At 31.9% G+C, this 20,637-nt stretch carries 19 protein-coding genes; 14 read left to right on the top strand and 5 right to left on the bottom strand.

Going from position 1 to position 20,637, the window contains the following annotated elements; all coding sequences use genetic code 11:
* Positions 1-11: 11 nt before the first annotated feature.
* The 3 genes from VLC96_RS05900 to VLC96_RS05890 form a co-directional block, all read right to left on the bottom strand.
* A complete protein-coding gene (locus VLC96_RS05900; RefSeq protein WP_325261293.1) occupies positions 12-1,055 on the bottom strand; it encodes a glycosyltransferase family 9 protein in 1,044 nt (347 codons plus the stop codon).
* Positions 1,056-1,142: 87 nt separating this feature from the next.
* Complete coding sequence (locus VLC96_RS05895) at positions 1,143-3,029, bottom strand: LTA synthase family protein (protein ID WP_325261292.1); 1,887 nt, start codon at positions 3,027-3,029, stop codon at positions 1,143-1,145.
* 424 nt (positions 3,030-3,453) lie between these two features.
* Positions 3,454-4,269: a 2,3,4,5-tetrahydropyridine-2,6-dicarboxylate N-succinyltransferase gene (locus tag VLC96_RS05890; RefSeq protein WP_325261290.1), complete on the bottom strand. Its 816-nt coding sequence runs from the start codon at positions 4,267-4,269 to the stop codon at positions 3,454-3,456.
* A gap of 100 nt (positions 4,270-4,369) precedes the next feature.
* On the opposite strand from VLC96_RS05890, the gene VLC96_RS05885 reads away from it, so the two are divergent.
* The 5 genes from VLC96_RS05885 (at position 4,370) to VLC96_RS05865 (ending at position 7,623) form a co-directional block, all read left to right on the top strand.
* Positions 4,370-4,603, top strand: coding sequence for a hypothetical protein (locus VLC96_RS05885; protein ID WP_325261288.1), 234 nt, complete (start codon positions 4,370-4,372; stop codon positions 4,601-4,603).
* On the top strand, positions 4,593-4,874 hold the full coding sequence (locus tag VLC96_RS05880) for a type II toxin-antitoxin system RelE/ParE family toxin (protein WP_325261287.1): 282 nt from the start codon (positions 4,593-4,595) through the stop codon (positions 4,872-4,874). The genes VLC96_RS05885 and VLC96_RS05880 overlap by 11 nt, the downstream gene beginning before the upstream one ends.
* Before the next feature lie 3 nt (positions 4,875-4,877).
* Entirely contained in the window at positions 4,878-5,288 is a 411-nt protein-coding gene (ruvX, locus tag VLC96_RS05875; protein ID WP_325261286.1) for a Holliday junction resolvase RuvX, read from the top strand.
* Between the two features lie 108 nt (positions 5,289-5,396).
* Positions 5,397-6,893 (top strand): malate:quinone oxidoreductase, encoded by a 1,497-nt coding sequence (locus VLC96_RS05870; RefSeq protein ID WP_325261284.1) that lies wholly within the window; start codon positions 5,397-5,399, stop codon positions 6,891-6,893.
* Positions 6,894-7,044: 151 nt separating this feature from the next.
* The gene (locus VLC96_RS05865) at positions 7,045-7,623 is read left to right on the top strand and encodes an outer membrane beta-barrel protein (protein ID WP_325261283.1); all 579 of its coding nucleotides are present in this window, start codon (positions 7,045-7,047) and stop codon (positions 7,621-7,623) included.
* 230 nt (positions 7,624-7,853) lie between these two features.
* Here the strand turns inward: VLC96_RS05865 and VLC96_RS05860 are convergent, their stop codons facing one another.
* Positions 7,854-10,073: an FUSC family protein gene (locus tag VLC96_RS05860; protein ID WP_325261282.1), complete on the bottom strand. Its 2,220-nt coding sequence runs from the start codon at positions 10,071-10,073 to the stop codon at positions 7,854-7,856.
* Positions 10,074-10,256: 183 nt separating this feature from the next.
* On the opposite strand from VLC96_RS05860, the gene def reads away from it, so the two are divergent.
* The 3 genes from def to mazG all read left to right on the top strand — a co-directional run bounded on the left by def (position 10,257) and on the right by mazG (position 12,256).
* Complete coding sequence (def, locus tag VLC96_RS05855; RefSeq protein WP_325261281.1) at positions 10,257-10,844, top strand: peptide deformylase; 588 nt, start codon at positions 10,257-10,259, stop codon at positions 10,842-10,844.
* Positions 10,845-10,909: 65 nt separating this feature from the next.
* Positions 10,910-11,395: a DUF5606 family protein gene (locus VLC96_RS05850; RefSeq protein WP_325261280.1), complete on the top strand. Its 486-nt coding sequence runs from the start codon at positions 10,910-10,912 to the stop codon at positions 11,393-11,395.
* Between the two features lie 87 nt (positions 11,396-11,482).
* The gene (mazG, locus tag VLC96_RS05845; RefSeq protein WP_325261279.1) at positions 11,483-12,256 is read left to right on the top strand and encodes a nucleoside triphosphate pyrophosphohydrolase; all 774 of its coding nucleotides are present in this window, start codon (positions 11,483-11,485) and stop codon (positions 12,254-12,256) included.
* Between the two features lie 79 nt (positions 12,257-12,335).
* Here mazG and VLC96_RS05840 read toward each other — a convergent pair whose 3' ends face one another.
* On the bottom strand, positions 12,336-13,016 hold the full coding sequence (locus tag VLC96_RS05840) for a Crp/Fnr family transcriptional regulator (protein ID WP_325261277.1): 681 nt from the start codon (positions 13,014-13,016) through the stop codon (positions 12,336-12,338).
* A gap of 106 nt (positions 13,017-13,122) precedes the next feature.
* Here VLC96_RS05840 and VLC96_RS05835 point away from each other — a divergent pair, with 106 nt between their 5' ends.
* From VLC96_RS05835 to ccoG, 6 genes are all read left to right on the top strand, one after another.
* The gene (locus VLC96_RS05835; protein WP_325261276.1) at positions 13,123-15,498 is read left to right on the top strand and encodes a heavy metal translocating P-type ATPase; all 2,376 of its coding nucleotides are present in this window, start codon (positions 13,123-13,125) and stop codon (positions 15,496-15,498) included.
* Positions 15,499-15,614: 116 nt separating this feature from the next.
* Positions 15,615-15,794 carry a cbb3-type cytochrome oxidase assembly protein CcoS gene (gene ccoS / locus VLC96_RS05830; RefSeq protein WP_325261275.1) on the top strand — a complete coding sequence of 60 codons (180 nt, stop codon included), beginning with the start codon at positions 15,615-15,617 and terminating at the stop codon, positions 15,792-15,794.
* A gap of 65 nt (positions 15,795-15,859) precedes the next feature.
* Positions 15,860-18,037 (top strand): cytochrome-c oxidase, cbb3-type subunit I, encoded by a 2,178-nt coding sequence (ccoN, locus tag VLC96_RS05825; RefSeq protein WP_325261273.1) that lies wholly within the window; start codon positions 15,860-15,862, stop codon positions 18,035-18,037.
* Positions 18,038-18,051: 14 nt separating this feature from the next.
* Complete coding sequence (locus VLC96_RS05820; RefSeq protein WP_100843856.1) at positions 18,052-18,219, top strand: CcoQ/FixQ family Cbb3-type cytochrome c oxidase assembly chaperone; 168 nt, start codon at positions 18,052-18,054, stop codon at positions 18,217-18,219.
* Between the two features lie 27 nt (positions 18,220-18,246).
* Entirely contained in the window at positions 18,247-19,188 is a 942-nt protein-coding gene (locus tag VLC96_RS05815) for a cbb3-type cytochrome c oxidase N-terminal domain-containing protein (RefSeq protein ID WP_325261270.1), read from the top strand.
* A 70-nt stretch (positions 19,189-19,258) separates the two neighbouring features.
* A partial coding sequence (ccoG, locus tag VLC96_RS05810) for a cytochrome c oxidase accessory protein CcoG (protein WP_325261269.1) occupies positions 19,259-20,637 on the top strand: 1,379 nt, incomplete at its 3' end.

Genomic DNA, 20,637 nt, shown 5'->3' with positions numbered 1-20,637 from the left:
TGAAAAAATGTTTATAGAGAGCTAAGATTTCGATTTAGAAATAATTTGATTTTGTCTTCAAAAAAATCAGGTTTAAATTCTTGATATAATATTAAAGATTCATTCTTAAGCATCTTTTCGGTTTTCTGTTCAAATAAGTCTGGGCGATAGTCTTTCAAATGAACTGAAAGATGATGAATACCATCTTCAAAAGTCGCCCAAATTTTCTTTTCTATCCAAGGTGAAAAAATAATAAAGGAAGGTTTTCCTAATGCTTTTGCCATATTAATTGCGCCACCGTCGTTACCAATAATCAAATCGCATTGGTTCATAATAGCAATAAATGATCGTAAATCATTTCCTAAAAGATTGAAATATACCTTTTCTTGTGTAGAAATTTTGCAGTTATCCAAGACAAATTTGGCGTCTTCAATTTGTTTTGGAAAGTAATTAAAAAGTATGTTTACATCTTGATTGTCGGCTATAATATCCACCACTTTAGACATATATTCTAATGGGTAAGTCTTTAATTTCTCGCTTCCCAAAAGGCTTGTCATTACTGTTTTTTTGTCTTTTTTGAGGTTGTGTTTTTCAAAAAGAGCTTTGGCATCATGATTTTCTTTTTCAGTAACAAAAAGCTTCGGTAGTGGATCTATTTTGATGTTTAAATCTAAAGGTTCTAATAATGAAAGCCTTCTTTCTATTGCTAGTCCTAAGTTTGTTTTTGGTAGAGGTTCAAAAGGGACATTATCAGTATATAAAAATGTTCTCCCTTTCTTTTTATATGAAATTTTTCGTTTAGCACCACTCAAAAATACAATTAACCAACTCTCTAGTTTTGAATAAGCATCAATAAGCAAATCATAATTATTGGTTCTAATTTCAATAGCAAGTTTTAGTAGTTCTTTTTTGCTCTTTCGATGTTTTTCCTGAAATAAAATAATATTATCAATACTAATGTTTCCTTCCAAGACTGGTGTAGTGGATTCGTAAACCAAATAATCTATTTGTGCTTTTGGATAAGCTATTCTTAAGTTATTGCAAATGACAGAACTAAGCAAGACATCGCCAATCATTTTTTGTTGTATAACCAGAATTTTCATAAACGGCAAAATATCGATTTAATAGATTACAAATTGAAGCAAAAAAAATTAAATGATGTCTTAAATCACAGTCTTTTTTTCGAGTGTTAATGTGTTGTTTGTCACTCTTTCATAAAAAGTCTGTATATAAGCTTTTAGAAAATGGCTCATCTTATCAGCTTGCTTTCTGTTTGTTTCTAATAAATTCTTTTTAAGAAGAATATCTTTTTTCCAATTATAAAGACCAATTGGCTGATTATTTGCAAAAGCTAAATAATAATCATCTTGGATATAATGATATGTTCCTTGAAGATAATATACCACAAAATTATTTTTAGACTTATAACTTTTACCAAAACTTATTAAATCGGTTTTAATATTTAAGTAATCCAGAATACTTGGCATAATGTCTATTTGTTGAAAAACATCTTCATTAACACCAGCAAATTCAGGATTTGAAGGATCAAAAAACAGAATCGGAATACTGAATTTTCCAATATTAGTTTTGTCAATTGCATGATCGCCACCAGACGAAGTGTGGTCTGATGAGATTACAAAAAGCGTATTTTTGTACCAACTTTGCTTTTTTGCAGTTTTAAAAAATTGACGCAATGCATAATCTGAATATCCAATACTTTCGTGAATGATTGTGGTTCCTTTCGGAAATTTCCCTTCGTATTTTTCAGGAACTTTATATGGATTATGAGACGAAATGGTAAATATAGAACTAAAGAAAGGTTGTTTAAAACTAGATAGTTTTTGGCAGAAGAACTGCATAAATTCTTCATCATAAATTCCCCATCTTCCATCAAAAGCTTCTGGTCCTACGTATTCATCTTTTCCATAATATTGATCAAATCCCGCCACTTTTGTATATTGATCGAAATTTTGACTGCCGTTAAAAGCGCCATGGAAAAATGAAGTAGAATATCCTTCTTTTTTCAAAATTCTAGGGAGTCCATTTATTTTATTTAAAGAGAAATTTGAGGAAATAAATGAATTATTCATCAAACTTGGAATGCTGGATAAAATAGAAGGAACTGCATCTATAGATACTTTCCCATTAGCAAAACCATTTTTAAAATAATAGGATTTTGTGATAAGAGAATCTAAGTAGGGTGTATAACCTCTGCCAACATTCTCATCTCCAAAGCTCTCAAGAATAATAATAACAACGTTTTTTTTGATTGCTGTTTTATTTGGATTTAAAGAAATTACAGGATTGAATGTTGAAGTTAATTCTTTCGTTTCAAAGTAATGAACTTTTTCAATGTTTTCCTTTTTTGTAATAGTTTTTAAAATACAAAAAGGGGTGTTTAACACCAATGCCGAATTTCCAGTTTCACCATAAGCTACGGCATCTACAATTTTAATGGGTTTTTTTCTAAATCCTCCACGTGCAACCAATAACCCGACTGATATTGCAATGATTAGACAAGCAAATTGTTTTAACTTATCTTTTTTTGTTAGAGTATTATAATGGTTTATTGATTTTAAGTCTGGAAGTAATTTAAATAAAATATAACTTAGAAAAAGAAATAAAACTCCAATATACCAAAACTCTCTTAAAAATGAAGGGATCAGTCCAATGGCTTCTTTTTCCATTCCTTTTGCCATAATCATGCTGGAAGTGCTTCTTCTGCCAGTGAAGCGGTAATATATAATGTCAATAAAATTCGTTGCAATAAAGAGAAGATTAACTGCATAAAATGCAATTTTGAGCCTTTTTTGATAAATTGATTTGTATTTAAAATCACCTGGAATTAAATGCAATACGATAAAAATAATATTCAAATAAGCGATAGCCGCTAAATCAAAAAGAAGTCCTCCTTTTATTGTTTGAAAATTAAAAACGTGAAAGTTATCGGTATTGAAAAAGTAAAATAGTATTCTGGAAATTTGATAAACAAATAAAATTAATAGCAGTCTTTGAAGCAGTATAAAACTGTTTTTTTTGTAATTATCCATTTATGAGTAATGTGTAACTTATGATAAACCTTTCATGAACAATATTAGCTTAACTTAATTTTAATGTATAATGATATTCAGTTGAAAAAAACAAAATATTTATACAGTTGTAAATCAAGTTTTTAACAAATATTTGTCATGATTTTTTTTGCAAACATATAAAAATAATCGACAAAAAGCTTATTTCAACGTTAAAAGTTGTTAATTATTTGTAAAAGTTTGTAACGTAGTTAGCTTTTTTTAGTATTGATTTGGAAACAAATTATTTACGGAGTTTATTAGAAAGAAAAAATGTTACGATCTTTTCAAAAGTTAAGCAGACAGTCTAAATGAAAATTTATTTTTTTAGAATGAAAAATACAAAAAGAGGTCTTAATTTTTTAAAACTAAGACCTCTTCAATTATATAAATTCTGATTAAATGCTTATACAGCTACATCATATTCGCGTAAAGCATTATTTAATGAAGTTTTTAAATCAGTTGAAGGTTTACGAGTACCAATGATTAAAGCACAAGGAACTTGGAATTCACCAGCAGCAAACTTTTTAGTATAGCTTCCAGGAATTACTACAGAACGAGCTGGAACAAAACCTTTCATTTCTACCGGAGTTTCTCCAGTAACATCGATGATTTTTGTTGAAGCAGTCAAACAAACATTAGCTCCAAGAACGGCTTCTTTTCCAACGTGAACACCTTCTACAACAATACAACGAGAACCAACAAACACACCATCTTCAATAATAACAGGAGCCGCTTGTAAAGGCTCAAGAACACCGCCAATTCCAACACCACCGCTTAAGTGTACGTCTTTACCAATTTGAGCACAACTACCAACAGTAGCCCAAGTATCGACCATAGTTCCAGCATCAACATAAGCACCAATATTTACATAACTTGGCATCATGATTACACCGCTTGAAATATAAGAACCGTAACGTGCAGAAGCACCAGGAACTACACGAACTCCTTTAGCAGCATAATCTTTTTTCAATAACATTTTGTCATTGTATTCGAAAATTCCTGCTTCCCAAGTTTCCATTTTTTGAATAGGGAAATACATTACAACTGCTTTCTTTACCCACTCGTTTACTTGCCATCCATCACCTTTTGGTTCGGCAACACGTAGTTTTCCTGAGTCTAATAATTCGATAACTTCTCTGATGGCATCAGTAGTTTTTGTTTCTTGTAGTAAAGCTCTATTTTCCCAAGCTTGTTCTATTATAGATTGTAATTCGTTCATTTTTGATAAATTTTCGGCAAATATACCATTTTTAAGCAATAGCAAAAAAGGGAATTGAGCTGAAAAATGTTATATATTTGTATTTCAAATTATAAGGATTATGGAAACTATTCGATTGGAATTTCAACCCGATATAAAAGCGAAAATTTTGGAGTTATTAAGTGCATTCTCCTCTGAGGAATTAAAAATTGTTCAGGAAGATGATGAGTTTGTTAGAACTAAAAATGAATTGGACGCTTCATTAGAAAAAATTCATAATGGTACTGCAAAATTTTACTCATTTGAAGAATTAGATGAGATTCTTGAAAAAACAATTTCAAAATATGAAAGTTAGTTTTGAATCAAAATTTATTGAAAAATTAAATTACCAAGTTCAGTATATTTCAAAAGATAAGCCTCAAGCTGCCAGAAAATTTAAAAATGAATTGATCAAAAATTTAAGAAAAGATTTAAAACAACCTTTTCATTATAAGAAATCAAGATATTTCGATGATGAAAATATAAGGGATTATATTTTTAAAGGCTATACTTCTGTTTATGAGATAAATATTGAAGAAAATAGTATCGTTGTCTTCGGTTTCATAAAATATAAAGAATCCCTATAAAAAATGCCAAGAATACTCTCTATAGATTACGGTCAAAAAAGAACCGGAATAGCCGTTACAGATGAATTACAAATCATTGCTTCTGGTTTGACTACCATTCCATCAGCTACTACAATTGATTTTTTAAAGGATTATTTTGCTAAAGAAAAAGTTGAGGCAGTCCTTATTGGCGAGCCAAAACAAATGAATGGCGAGCCTTCTCAAAGCGCATCAATAATTAAAGGATTCGTGACACATTTTACTAATCATTTTCCAGAAATGAAAGTCATTCGTATGGATGAAAGATTCACTTCAAAAATGGCTTTTCAAACGATGATTGATAGCGGACTAAATAAAAAACAACGCCAAAACAAAGGACTTATCGATGAAATTTCGGCTACTATTATGCTTCAGGATTATTTAAATCGAAAATAGTGTGTTTATTTCACAAACCATTACGTTATTATGATGTTTTGTAACTGAAAATTTATTTTTTTTTGTAAATTTTAGAGTTAATTTTGCAGCTTCTAAAAAAATACAAAAATGTCCGATACAACAATACGTTCTAATTCCGATGTAGTTTTAATTGGTGCAGGAATCATGAGTGCTACACTTGGTTTGATTTTAAAAGAATTACAACCTGACTTAAAAATTGACATTTACGAAAGATTAGATGTTGCAGCTGCAGAAAGTTCTGATGCTTGGAATAATGCAGGTACTGGTCATTCTGCTTTTTGTGAATTGAATTATACTCCCGAAGATGCTAATGGGAAAATTAATCCTAATAAAGCAATTAGTATTGCAGAGCAATTTGAGGTTTCAAGACAGTTTTGGGCTTATCTTGTAAAAGAAGGTAAACTTACTTCTCCAGAAAATTTTATAAAAAGCATTCCTCATATTAGTTTTGTTTGGGGAGACAAAAATGTAGAATTCCTTAAAAATAGATTCAAAACTTTACAGGCAAATCCTCTTTTCGCTGATATGGTTTTCAGTACTGATCCTGCGGAATTGCAAAAATGGATGCCTCTAGTTATGGAAGGCAGAAATCCTGATGAAAAAGTTGCTGCTACTTCAGTAAAAATTGGTACCGATGTTAATTTTGGTACGCTAACCAGAAATATGCTTGCTTATTTGACAAAATTAGATGGTGTTACTATTCATTATAGTCATGAAGTAAAAAAGCTTAGACAGAGAGATGATAAATCCTGGAGAATAAAAATCACTGATTTAGAATCTAATCAGAAGAAAAAAGTATATACTAATTTTGTTTTTATCGGTGCTGGTGGTGGATCATTACCTTTATTGGAAAAAGCAAATGTACCAGAAGGAAAAGGTTACGGAGGTTTTCCAGTAAGCGGACAATGGTTGAAATGTACAAATCCGGAAATTATTGCAAAGCACCAAGCCAAAGTATATGGAAAAGCAAGTGTTGGTGCGCCACCTATGTCTGTTCCTCACGTAGATACACGAATGATTGATGGCGAAAGAGCGTTGCTTTTTGGGCCATTTGCAGGATTTTCTACTCGCTTCCTAAAAAACGGATCTTATTCTGATTTACCATTGTCAATTAAACCTGATAATGTGATTCCGATGATTGTTGCTGGGTATAAAAACATTCCATTGACTAAATATTTAATCGAGCAAGTACGTCAGTCTCCAAAAGACAGAATGAATGCTTTACGCGAATATGTTCCAAATGCCAGATCAAGAGATTGGAAATTGGAAAGAGCAGGACAACGTGTTCAGGTTATCAAAAGAGATGAAGAATTAATTGGTAAACTAGAATTTGGTACTGAAATTATCAACACTCATGACGGAACTTTGGCTGTGTTATTAGGAGCTTCTCCAGGCGCTTCAACTGCAGTTTCGATTATGGTCGAGTTAGTAAGTAAATGTTTTCCTGATAAGTTTAATTCGTCAGAGTGGCAGGAAAAAGTAAAAGCAATGATCCCTTCATTTGGACAGGCTTTGAATAAAAATCCTGAGTTGTTATCGACTCTAAGAAATAATACGTCAGCAGTTTTAAAATTAAACGAATAGTTATTAGGTAATTCCCCCTAGACTACCGCCCTAACCCCGTAAGCTAACGGCGGAAAAGTGGAGAAATGGAAGGAATTAATAAAAAAAATAGATTTTGTAAGCTTTTGATTTACATCACATTAATTATTCGTTAGAATTTAAAAATTGAAATATGAAACAAAAATTATTAGCATTATTATTGATCTTATCAATAAAATCATTTTCGCAGGATTCAAAGCTTACTATTGAAATGCATTACCCAATACCAATTGACCAAAATTTTATTGGAAAAAGTTACAATGGAATTATTGATATTGGAGCTAAATATAGATTTTCGGAAATAAAAAATATCAATATTGGAGCATCAATCAATGGTGGAATTTTAGTAAATAACACTAATGATAACAACGGAAATCAAGACTTTAAAGTAAAATCATATCTTATTCAACCAAAAATTTTTGCTGAACTTAAAATTAAATCAATTTCTAAATTACACCCATCTATAGGATTTGGGTATACTTTTATGGTTTTTGATGTTTCAGGAACAAATAACGGATTTGATGTTTCAGGTTCAAGTAAAACAGAAAGTGGAATTAATGCTAATTTTGGAGTTGCTTATGATGTAACTAGTAAAATATTTATAGATATTCAATATGACTATGTGAAATTGAATGTTGACAAAGAAATACCGAATACAACATTTAATTCAGAAGTAAATCTATTAAAAGTTGGTTTAGGTTTCCGCATATGATAAACTATCTCCAACACACGCTACAAGCAATTTGGGTTTTAGGCTTAATTTGAAATTGGTTTTGTATTTGGATGATTTGCTTCGCCTGTTCGCTATCGCTCGAGTGACAAATGCGAAGAATGGGCTTAATTTAGTCCCAAACAGCTTGTAGCGCGGGAACGTTTTTTCAATATTTCAAAAAAGGTTTTCAGTTTCATGTTATGAAATTGAAAACCTTTTTTTAATATAAATTATTCAACGCTTTCCACTAACTCTTTCGTGTTCTTCAAAATACTTTCGGACAAATTGGTTAACCAGATCAATTGTTCAATAACCAATTGTGCTTCTTGCATTAGTAAAGCAAAAGCTTCTTCGTCTATTTCGGTTCTTTCTTTCAATTCATTTTGTCGAATATTTTTTAGTTCAATGAACCGATTAGCGATTTCTTCATTTGAAGTATGATCAGATTCAACAAAGCTTTCTTTCTTTAAAAGAGCAATGGAATGATCTAAATTTTTAAGTACTTTTTCAACCACAATTGTAAGCGCCCGTGATGAAGCGGTAGTTTTATGAGACTGTGTATAAGTTCCCAACGAAGCTGTCGACGACAATAATGAATGATTTAGTTCTGTTAGTTTATAAAGTAATACAATATTCTTTTGTTTCGATTTTGGTTCTTGTGACATTCTTTGGAACGAAGCCATCAGATTTCCGATTTCAATAAATGCATTTTTTCTGGCTAAACGATACGAGGTAGGAACTTCGCCTTTTTGAGTGTAATAATTAAAAATTTCTTGTAAATATTTACGATTAGCAATAATTGATTTTTCTAAATGTTCAGGAGCTTTGATGTATTCCCAGGTTGGCCATAAGAAATGATTAGCTAAATAGGCTAATAATGCTCCTGTTATGGTATCAGCTACTCTAAATTGGATGACATGCAAAATGTCAGTGGTTAATATCCCGTATAAAAATACAATATACATGGTGACAAAAGTAGCGCTAACAGTATAATTGGTTTGGGTAAATGAATAGCCGAGTAATAAACAAAGTATGGCTAAAACGCTTAATAATTGATGGTTTAGAGTCAAAAATAAGATGCTGAACGCAATTACTCCACCAACAACGGTTCCAATAACACGCTGTTTTGTTCGCTGTTTGGTCAATCCGTAGCCTGGCCTCATAATAATAATGATTGTCATCACAATCCAATAGGCATTTTGAAACGCAAAAAATTTACCAATTATTAATCCAAAGACAATGGCAACAGTTAACCGTAAAGAATGTCGAAATATAGTCGAAGAAAAACTGATATTTTGAATAAAAGTACTGAGCGGATAATATTGAGGTGTTAAGAATTTTTCCAAATCCCTGTCTTTTCCTTTGAAATCATAATTATTAGAGACTGATGTGAAAGCGCGCTCAATAATTTTAATTTTCTCGACTTGCTTTTCAGCATATTCAAGCATTGTTTTTAGCATTAAAACACCCTCTGAAGCTTCTTCTTTTCCTAAATCATTTTCATATTCTTTGATAGCATCTTCTAAGGCTAGCAGATGTTTGCGTAAATTATTCTTTGGAATATAGCTGGTTCTTTTTGCAATGTTTTTTGATAATTGCTTTAAAGTTGAAGCCAAATTATAAGCGAGATTTTGATATGTAGCAAGAGTTTTAGGATGCTTCTCAAATTTTTGATGCAATCTGTCATGGTCAAACGAAGTTGATAAAGCGAGCTCTAATATTTCTAATAATGAAATAAAGACAATTAACATTTTTCGGTTTTGGTTCGATGAAATTGAGCTGATTTGTTTTCCAATAAGCACTAAACGTATGTTGTGATGTATATCGTTAAGCTCTACTTGAAGATGCAATTGTTTTTCAAGTATTGATTTTCGATCGGCAAGAATATTCCATAAATCACCTCTTAGTTTGAGGTATTTGGCAGTTAATTTGATACATTCGGCAACTTGTAATTCTACATATCTATTGGGTCTTATATAATAAAAAAGTAATGAAATTAGTAAATAAAATAAACCTCCAACTAGTATGAAACCTGAATATTGAAGCATTTCTAATCCTGTATGCATATGCGAAAAGGACAACGAGGCAGTTAATAATGCAGAAAAGGAGGTGAATGTTGCTCTTTGTCCATAAACGGAAAGCATCGCCAAAATGAATATCAATATTGGGAAAAAAGTATAAAATATAAATGGAATTGGGTAAGTAATATTAATTAACAAATTGACGCCAGCGATCAAAAAAGCGGTGACCAAAATTCCGTTAATTTTATGTTTCAAAGAACTTGGAATATCGCAAGGATAAGTCAAAATAACTCCAAGAGCAATCGTGAAACCAATTTCAAAATGATTCAAATAAATACATACTAATACAGGGATTACAGAGGCTATCGTTACTTTTAAAGCACTGGTGAAATAGGTACTGTCTGTGAATTTTTCTATTTTTTCAATCATGAAATTTGATTTGGTATAAAGATTGTATTTTAACGTCTTTAAAAGGTTTTATTCGTAATAGTACAAAAATATGCTAATTATTATTTAGAGATAAATCATTATCTATTTTTTTACTACTTTTGCGACCTTAATTATGTGGAATTTTTCCTTTATTTAAGCCGGATATTAATAAAAATAAATCAAATGATATTACCAATTATAGGATATGGTGATCCTGTTTTAAGAAAAGTGGGAGAGGAACTTACTCCTGATTATCCAAATTTGAAAGAAATTATTGCAAACATGTATGAGACCATGTATAATGCAAGCGGTGTAGGTTTGGCTGCAGAACAGGTTGGGCTTTCATTACGTTTATTTGTTATTGATACCACTCCGTTCAGTGATGACGAAGATTTGGAAGCCAATGAACAAAAAAGGCTAAAAGGTTTCAAAAAGACTTTTATTAATGCCAAAATAATAAAAGAAGAAGGCGAAGAGTGGGCATTCAACGAAGGTTGTTTGAGTATTCCTGATGTGCGTGAAGATGTGTTTAGAAAGCCAACCGTTACAATTGAATACTGTGAAGAAGATTTTGTAATGAAAACCGAAGTTTTTGATGGTTTGATCGCCAGAGTTATTCAACACGAATATGACCATATTGAAGGAATTTTGTTTACAGACAAAATTTCATCTTTGAAAAAGCGTTTGATTCAAAAAAAATTAAAAAATATTACTGAAGGGAAAACTTTTCAGGATTACAGAATGAAATTTTTTGCCAAAAAAGGGAGATAATTTTGAGTAATCATTAGCAGTGTTTAGTTTTCAGATTTAAAAATGAATAAATAAAAAAAAACAAAATGAGTTTAGAAAAAATATTAGCGATTTCAGGTAAACCAGGTTTATATGTTTTAAAAGTACAAACACGTACTGGTTTTGTTGCAGAGTCATTATTGGATGGAAAAAAAATAACCGTAAGTTTAAAAAGTAATGTAAGTCTATTGTCTGAGATTTCTATTTATACTTATGATGCTGAGAAACCTTTGGCTGAAATCATGCAAAATATTGCTAAAAAAGAAAACAATGGTCAAACAATTTCTCATAAAGAAGATAATGCAACTTTGTTGACTTATTTCAGAGAAATATTGCCAGAATATGATGAAGAGAGAGTTTACGCTTCTGATGTTAAGAAAATTGTTAACTGGTACAATACACTTCAGGCAAAAGGATTGCTAGTTGACGAGGCTCCAGCTGCAACGGAAGAAACAACTCCAGTTGCTGAAGAAGTTGTTGCTGAGCCAGCAAAAAAAGCTCCTGCTAAAAAAACAAAAGCTAAGAAAGAGTAATTACTACTCATTTTTAATTAAATATATTAATCCTGTCAAGATGTTTTCGTGGCAGGATTTCTTATTTTTACAAAAATCAAAATGACAATGAACACAAGACAAAATCAACTGCAAGCTTTCGAAAGATTATTAGACATCATGGATGATTTGCGCGAAAAATGTCCTTGGGACAAAAAGCAAACCATGCAAACGCTACGTCATTTAACGATTGAAGAAACGTATGAGTTAGGTGATGCAATTCTTGATAATGATTTAAACGAAGTAAAAAAAGAACTTGGTGATTTATTGTTGCATCTTGTTTTTTATGCTAAAATAGGCAGCGAAACAAACGATTTTGATATAGCTGATGTTTGCAACGAGATATGCGAAAAATTAATCCATCGTCACCCTCATATTTACAGTGATGTTGTGGTTAAAGATGAAGAAGAAGTCAAACAAAATTGGGAAAAATTAAAACTAAAAGAAGGCAAAAAATCAGTTCTTGAAGGTGTCCCAAGAAGTTTGCCAGCGCTTGTAAAAGCGAGTAGGATTCAGGATAAAGTAAAAGGAGTTGGATTTGATTGGGAAGAATCACATCAGGTTTGGGACAAAGTGCAGGAAGAATTACAGGAATTGCAAGTTGAAGTGGCAAGTGGAGATCAGGACAAAATGGAATCCGAATTTGGAGATGTTTTGTTTTCGATGATTAATTATGCCCGATTTTTGAACATAAATCCAGAAGATGCTTTAGAAAGAACCAATAAAAAATTCATTAAGCGCTTTCAATATTTAGAAAGTAAAGCAAACGAATTAGGAAAACCATTAATGGACATGACGCTTGCCGAAATGGATGTTTTTTGGAATGAAGCGAAGAAGCTGTAGATTTCAGTGTTAAGATAGCAGTAATTAGGTTGCAGGATAATTTAAAATTTATAATTCAGAATTTAAAATAATAAATATTCTAATCCGCAAGTTTTCTTAGCTTATTAATATCTTTCAAAACAATTTTTTTACCTATTAATTCAATCAGATCTAATTTTTTAAAATCGGATAATAATCGAATACAGCTTTCGGTTGCGGTACCGATCATACTTGCTAATTCATCTCTGGAAAGTTGAATTTTTAAGCTTCCATCAGTGTGAGTGCCAAAAGTTTCGTGTAAATAAATCAAAGTTTCTGCCAGCCTTTCCTTTACAGATTTTTGAGCCATATTGACCATGTGCTCATCTGAAGATTTCAGATCTCCACAAATTGTTTTCATAACATTCATTGAAAACTGATTGTTTTGCTCAAAAAATCCTAACATTTCATTTTTTGGAATAAAACATACTTGCATATCCTCTAACGCTATTGCGCTCAAATTTGCAGGTTCGTCACTTATCATGGAACGTTGTCCTAATAATTCTCCTTTGGCAACAAGTTTAACGATATGGTCTTTTCCGTTTGGACTTAACTTGGTTAGTTTGCAGACACCATCTTTAACACAAAATATGCCATTTACGTTTTCTCCTTCTTCAAAGATGTTTTCTCCTTTTTTTATTATCTTAGAGGTTTTACATTCTGAAATTTTAATAAGCTCTTCCTTGTTTAGTGCTTTTAAAGAGCTTAATTCTCTAACGATACATTGTTCACATTTACTCATAACGTAATAGGATTTTCATTTGCAAAGTTATAAATTTATATGATAATTGTCATTCTTTTTATGATAATGAATTTGTAAAATTTGCAAAGTTTATTAAGTTTTATTTATGAAGAAAATTAACTGTTATCACTGTGGGCTCGAAATAATAGAGGACAAAATTATCTTTGATCAAAAAGACTTTTGTTGTAATGGGTGTAAAACAGTTTATGAAATTTTTAGTCTAAATGATTTAACCTCTTATTATGAATTTGAAAAATCTCCTGGTGCAACTCCGCAAGATATCAATGGGAAGTATGATTTTTTAGACAATGAAAATATTGTTTCCAAATTACTAGAATTTAAAGAAGACACTACAGCGATAATCTCTCTTAGTATTCCGCATATTCATTGTAGTTCGTGTATTTGGATTTTAGAGAATTTGCATAAACTTCAAAAAGGAGTAAATACATCTCAGGTAAATTTTCCCGAAAAGAAAGTCCGAATCAATTACAATCACGAGGTCGTTTCATTAAAAAATATTGTTTCTTTATTGAGTTCAATTGGTTATGAGCCTTATATCAGTTTAGAAAATTACGAAACAGGCAAAAGCAGTATTGATAGAAGTTTGACTTATAAATTGGGGGTTGCTTTCTTTTGTTTTGGAAATATTATGCTGCTTTCCTTTCCTGAATATTTTGAAGTAAAGGAGTATTGGCTGGATAATTACCGCCCATTTTTCCGCGGATTAATTTTTGCTTTGTCTTTGCCATCTTTCTTTTATTCGGCCAGTGGTTATTATGTTTCGGCTTATAAAAGTATTAAATCAAAGATGCTCAATATTGATATTCCAATTGCTTTGGGAATAGTCGTTATGTTTGTTCGAAGTACTTTTGATATTGTTATGGATTATGGTTCAGGTTTTTTTGATAGCCTGACAGGTTTGATTTTCTTTATGTTATTGGGAAAAATGTTTCAAATCAAAACCTATAGTTTTTTGAGTTTCGAAAGAGATTTTAAATCCTATTTTCCAATTGCGATAACCAAAATTAATAGTGATGGAACTGAAGGAAGTATCCCCGTTTATGAAATCGAAAAAGGCGACAGATTATTAATCCGCAATCAGGAATTAATTCCCGTTGATGGTATTTTAATATCTGATAAAGCTGAAATTGATTATAGTTTTGTTACTGGAGAAGCGGTGCCAATTACCAAAAAATCAGGTGATAAAGTCTTTGCCGGCGGAAAACAAATTGGAAAAATCATCGAAATGGAAGTCCTAAACTCGATTTCTCAGAGTTATTTGACACAATTGTGGAGCAATGATGTTTTTCAAAAAAATGTTGAACAAAAACACAAAACCATTACCGATAGCATCAGTCGTTATTTTACACCAATACTTTTGTTAATAGCCTTTGCTGGTTTTGGTTATTGGATTTTATTTGATGCTAATACAGCTTTCAATGTATTTACTGCGGTGCTAATTGTGGCGTGTCCGTGCGCATTGGCATTGACAGCTCCTTTTACAATGGGAAATATGTTGCGAATTTTTGGCAATAAATATTTTTACCTCAAAAATGCTTTAGTTATCGAACAATTAGCCAAAGTTGATACCATCGTTTTTGATAAAACTGGTACAATAACAACTAATTTAAAATCTAATATTACTTATGAAGGTAGGGCATTAGACGAATCTAATTCAATTATTATAAAAAGTGTTCTTCGCGCTTCCAATCATCCTTTGAGCAGAATGTTGTATGATTTTTTACCTGAAGCAAAAAGAATAAAACTAGACACATTTGAAGAAATTACCGGAAAAGGAATCCAGGCTGTAATTGATGGAATTATTGTTCAAATGGGCTCAGCAGAATTTATTGGTGTAAATGGAAATGATGTGATTCAGCAAACGGCTATTCATATAAAAATAGGCGAAACGTATCTTGGTAAATATATTTTCAACAATGAATATAGAGAAGGCTTATCCGAACTTTTTACCAAACTTAGTTCTGAGTATCAAGTGAAAGTTTTATCAGGAGATAATGAAGGAGAGCGTAGTTTATTGGAGACAATTTTGCCTGTTGGAACTGAAATGATTTTTAATCAAAAACCAGAACAAAAATTACAATTTATAAAAGTACTGCAAGAACAAGGTAAAAATGTAATGATGGTAGGTGATGGACTTAATGATGCTGGTGCTTTGGCTCAAAGTAACGTTGGAATTTCAATATCCGAAAATGTAAATGTTTTTTCACCAGCTTGTGATGCAATTTTAGATGCTAAAGAATTTAAAAAGCTTCATTATTTTTTAAAATTATCACAAAAAGCTATTACAACCATCAAAATGAGTTTCACCTTATCGCTTCTGTATAATGTAGTAGGCTTGTCGTTTGCTATCACAGGAAACCTTTTGCCGTTAGTAGCAGCAATCATTATGCCTCTGAGTACCATTACGATAGTGAGTTTTGTAACGATAATGAGTAATTACTATTCTCGAAAAATAAAATAGTTTAACAAAGGGTTTTCTCTAATTTTTTCATAAATTTAACATACGACATAAAATATGATAATTGTCATTTTTTATAAAAGCTGATGCATTTACTTTTGTTAACTTAATTGTAAGATATGAGTGTAATATACTTGTTAATAGCTATTAGTATTTTTGTCGCTGTAGGCTTTTTTATTGCTTTTGTTTTCGCAGTAAAATCAGGACAATATGACGATGATTACACACCCTCAGTCAGAATGCTTTTTGATGATGAGCTAATTAAACCCACTTCAAAAGAATCCAAAGTTAAAAGTTAAAATACTCTTTAATCTTTTAGACTTTTTGAATTAAACTTGAACAAATTTTAAAAACAATTATAAATATGGAAATGCAACAATTTTATTATGACAACAAAATTGTAAAGAAGTTCATTTACGCTACCATAGTTTTTGGGGTAGTAGGGATGTTGGTAGGTCTTATTCTGGCTACAATGTTCCTTTTTCCAAATATGACCGAAGGAATTTCGTGGTTGAGTTTTGGTAGATTGCGACCTTTACATACCAATGCGGTAATTTTTGCCTTCGTTGGTAACGCAATGTTTGCAGGGGTTTATTATTCGCTTCAGCGTCTACTAAAAGCCAGAATGTATAGTGATTTTTTGAGCAATCTTAACTTTTGGGGTTGGCAATTAATTATTGTTGCAGCAGCTATTTCACTTCCTTTAGGATATACTTCTTCTAAAGAATATGCTGAATTGGAATGGCCAATTGACATTGCTATTGCTTTAATATGGGTTGCATTTGGTATCAACATGATTGGTACAATGCTAAAAAGAAGAGAGCGTCACTTATATGTAGCGATCTGGTTTTATTTAGCAACATTTATAACAGTTGCCGTATTGCATATTTTTAATAGTTTAGAATTGCCAATTTCGGCGATGAAAAGTTATTCTGTTTACGCAGGAGTTCAGGATGCGTTAGTACAATGGTGGTACGGACATAATGCAGTTGCTTTTTTCTTAACAACGCCATTCTTAGGATTGATGTATTATTTTGTTCCTAAAGCAGCCAATCGTCCCGTATATTCTTATAGATTGTCTATCATTCACTTTTGGTCGTTAATATTTTTATATATCTGGGCTGGACCACATCACTTATTATATTCAGCTTTACCAACTTGGGCTCAAAATTTAGGAGTTGTTTTCTCTGTAATGTTGATTGCTCCGTCTTGGGGAGGTATGATCAATGGTCTTTTGACTTTAAGAGGAGTTTGGGACAAAGTACGTGTTGATCCGGTTTTGAAGTTTTTTGTTGTCGCTATGACAGGTTACGGAATGGCAACTTTTGAAGGACCAATGCTTTCTCTTAAAAATGTAAATGCTATTGCTCACTATACTGACTGGATTATTGCACACGTACACGTTGGTGCTTTAGCATGGAATGGTTTTATGGCTTTTGGTATTATTTATTGGTTAATTCCACGAATGACCAAAACAAGTTTATACTCTATCAAATTAGCTAATTTTCACTTTTGGATTGGAACACTTGGAATTATATTGTATGCATTACCAATGTATTTGGCTGGGTTCTTACAAGCTTCTATGTGGAAACAATTTAATCCAGACGGAACATTAACTTATGGTAACTTCCTTGAAACAGTAACTCAAATCATGCCAATGTATTGGATGAGAGCTATCGGGGGAACAATGTATTTAGCAGGGATGTTAACGCTAGTTTACAATATTATTCAAACTGTAAGAGCAGGAGAGGAAGTAGAAGATGAATTGGCAGAAGCTCCTGCATTAGAAACTATAAAATCAGGAAGACTTAAAGGAGAAAAATACCACTCATGGTTGGAAAGAAAACCAATCAAAATGGCTGTCTTTGCTACAATCGCTATATTAATTGGTGGAATTATTCAAATTGTTCCAACGATTATGGTAAAATCAAATATTCCGACAATTACCAGTGTTAAACCGTATACTCCTTTAGAATTAGAAGGTCGTGATTTATACATTCGTGAAGGTTGTGTGAGTTGTCACTCTCAGTCTGTTCGTCCATTTAGAAGTGAAGTAGAACGTTACGGACCTCAATCCAAAGCTGGAGAATTTGTTTATGATCATCCATTTTTATGGGGTTCAAAACGTACTGGTCCAGATTTGTTAAGAGTTGGTGGGAAATACAATGACAACTGGCATTTTAACCACTTCTGGAGTCCACAAAGTATTTCTTCGGGTTCTATTATGCCAAGTTACAAATGGTTATTTGATAACAAACCTATGGATGTTTCTATGACTCAAAATAAAATGAAAGCCATGAAATCTCTTGGTGTTCCTTATTCTGATGAAGAAATTGCTAATGGTCCAAAAGATTTAAGAACTCAGGCAGTTGCTATTGAAGAAAGTCTCAAAAATGATCCTGACTTTGTAAAAAGTTATGCTGATAGCAAGAATAAAGCTATCGCGAGAGGAGAGAAATTTGTTCCAATGAATGAAAGAGAAATTGTAGCATTAATTGCTTATATCCAACGACTTGGTACCGATATTAAAGTAAAAGAATAATAAAACTCAGAGTTATGTTCGAGCAAATAAAACACAATATGGAAACCATTGCCGGGGTTGCAATTTTTCCGATACTATCGTTGTTAATTTTCTTTTTCTTTTTTCTCGGTTTGGGAATTTGGGTGTATTCATACAAGAAAGAGACAATAGAGGAAATAAGTCAGATTCCTTTAGAAGATTAAATTGTACAATTTCAAAATATATAAATAATGAAAAAAGTTATTCCATCATATATAAGAGTTCTGGTTCTGTTTTTCATCGTTTTTGCAGCGATGGAGTATTTTATAGATTCAGGAAACCGTCCAGCTTTTATACAGTATCCAATGGTTTCTGTCTTTTTGTTAGTTTTTCTTTTTCTTTTGATAGCAATCGAAATAACACTTTCTGCGGTTAATAAAATTACTTATCTCTTGCTTTCGCCAGAAGAGAAAGAAAAATTAGCTCAGAAAGAAGCATTAGGATTAAACGATGAAAATTGGTTTGAAAACTTAAAGCAAAGATTTACTGCTTCTGTCCCGGTTGAAGAAGAAAAACAATTATTGATGGATCATGATTATGATGGAATCAAAGAATTGGATAATAATTTGCCACCTTGGTGGGTGTATTTATTCTACGCTTGTATTGTTTTTTCAGTAATTTATTTGGTTCGCTACGAAATTATGGGTGCTCCGGATCAGGAAGCTGAATTGAAAGCAGAAATGGATCAAGCCAAAGTTGAAGTGGCCGAATATATGAAAACAGCCCCTGATTTGATGGACGAAAAAACCGTTACGTTACTAACCGATGCCGAATCTTTAAGCAAAGGAAAAGAAATTTTTGCAGCCAACTGTGCAGCTTGTCACAGAGCAGATGCCGGAGGACAAATTGGTCCAAACTTAACTGATGATTATTGGATATTAGGTGGTGGAATTAAAAATATTTTCCATACCATTACCAATGGAGGACGTGATGGTAAAGGAATGATTGCTTGGTCTAAAAACGGTTTAAAACCAAAAGAAATTCAGGCAGTATCCAGTTATGTGATTTCTTTAAGCGGTAGTAATCCAAAAGATCCCAAAGCGCCAGATGGTGAGGTTTGGGTAGATAAAGATGCTGCTAAATCTACAACAATTCCCGCTCCAAAAGCTGTCGATTCTACACAAGCAAAATAATGGTATTATCATAAAGAGCTTGTCAAATTCTATTTACAAAGCTCTTTTTTTAATGTTTAAAAATAAAAAAATGGCAACTAATCTAGACGAATCTTTCAGAGACAGTATAGGAACTATTGATAAAGAAGGTCGTAGAAAGTATATATATCCAAAAAAGCCTTCCGGGAAATTTTATGAATATAGAAAATGGGTTAGTTATGTTTTATTAACCATTCTTATTGTCAATCCATTTATAAAAATAAACGGAAACCAATTCATGATGTTCAATGTTTTGGAACGTCGTTTTAATATTTTCAGTTTTCCTTTTTGGCCACAAGATTTCTATCTTTTTGTGTTGTTCATGGTCATCGGAGTAGTCTTTATTCTTTTATTTACAGTCATTTTTGGTAGGATATTTTGTGGTTGGATTTGTCCACAGACTATTTTTATGGAAATGGTTTTTCGCCGAATAGAATATTGGGTTGAAGGTGACAGAGGAGCACAAATACGCTTGGAAAAACAAGAATGGAATGCAGAGAAAATTAGAAAAAAATCACTAAAATGGTTTTTATTCCTGTTGATTTCTTTTGGTATTGCCAATGTCTTTTTGGCGTATTTAATTGGTAGTGACGAATTATTTAGATTGATAAAAGATGGCCCTTTAGCGCATGCAAGTTCTTTTATATCATTATTGATTTTTACAGCTGTTTTTTATTTTGTGTTTGCTTGGTTTAGAGAGCAAGTGTGTATAATTGCCTGTCCTTATGGAAGATTGCAGGGGGTTTTATTGGACAAAAAATCAATCAATGTGGCGTATGATTTTGTTCGTGGTGAAAAAGAAGTCGGTAGAGCCAAATTTAATAAACAAGAAGACAGAGCAGCTTCAGGAAAAGGAGATTGTATCGATTGCAAACAATGCGTAAATGTTTGTCCAACTGGGATTGATATTCGCAATGGTGTGCAACTCGAATGTGTAAATTGCACCGCTTGTATCGACGAATGTGATACAATTATGGAAAGTGTAGGATTGCCAAAAGGACTTATTCGTTATGCCTCTGAAGATGAAATCGAAACCAAAGCGAAGTTTAAGTTCACTGCCAGAATGAAAGGATACACCGCTATTTTGGTCATATTAGTTGGAGTGCTTACTGGTTTATTGTTTTTAAGAACAGAGGTCGAAGCGACAATTTTTAGACTGCCAGGACAATTGTTTCAGCATAAAGGAGATAATATTAGTAATGTTTATACTTTCAAAATCATTAATAAAACCAATCATGATATTAAAGATATGCATTTTAAACTGGTTGGTATTAAAGGTGATTTAAAGGTTGTTGGAGTTCAGCAGTTGAAAGTTGATAGACAAGGAATGTCCAGCGGAACAATGTTTATAGAGATTAATAAATTTTTATTAGATTCTGATAGAACCAAATTAGAAATTGATCTTTACGAAGGGGACAAAAAAATTGAAAC

The organism is Flavobacterium sp. (genome assembly GCF_035456085.1).
In the GTDB taxonomy this organism is placed as follows: domain Bacteria; phylum Bacteroidota; class Bacteroidia; order Flavobacteriales; family Flavobacteriaceae; genus Flavobacterium.
This window is presented reverse-complemented; position numbering and strand designations above follow the sequence as displayed.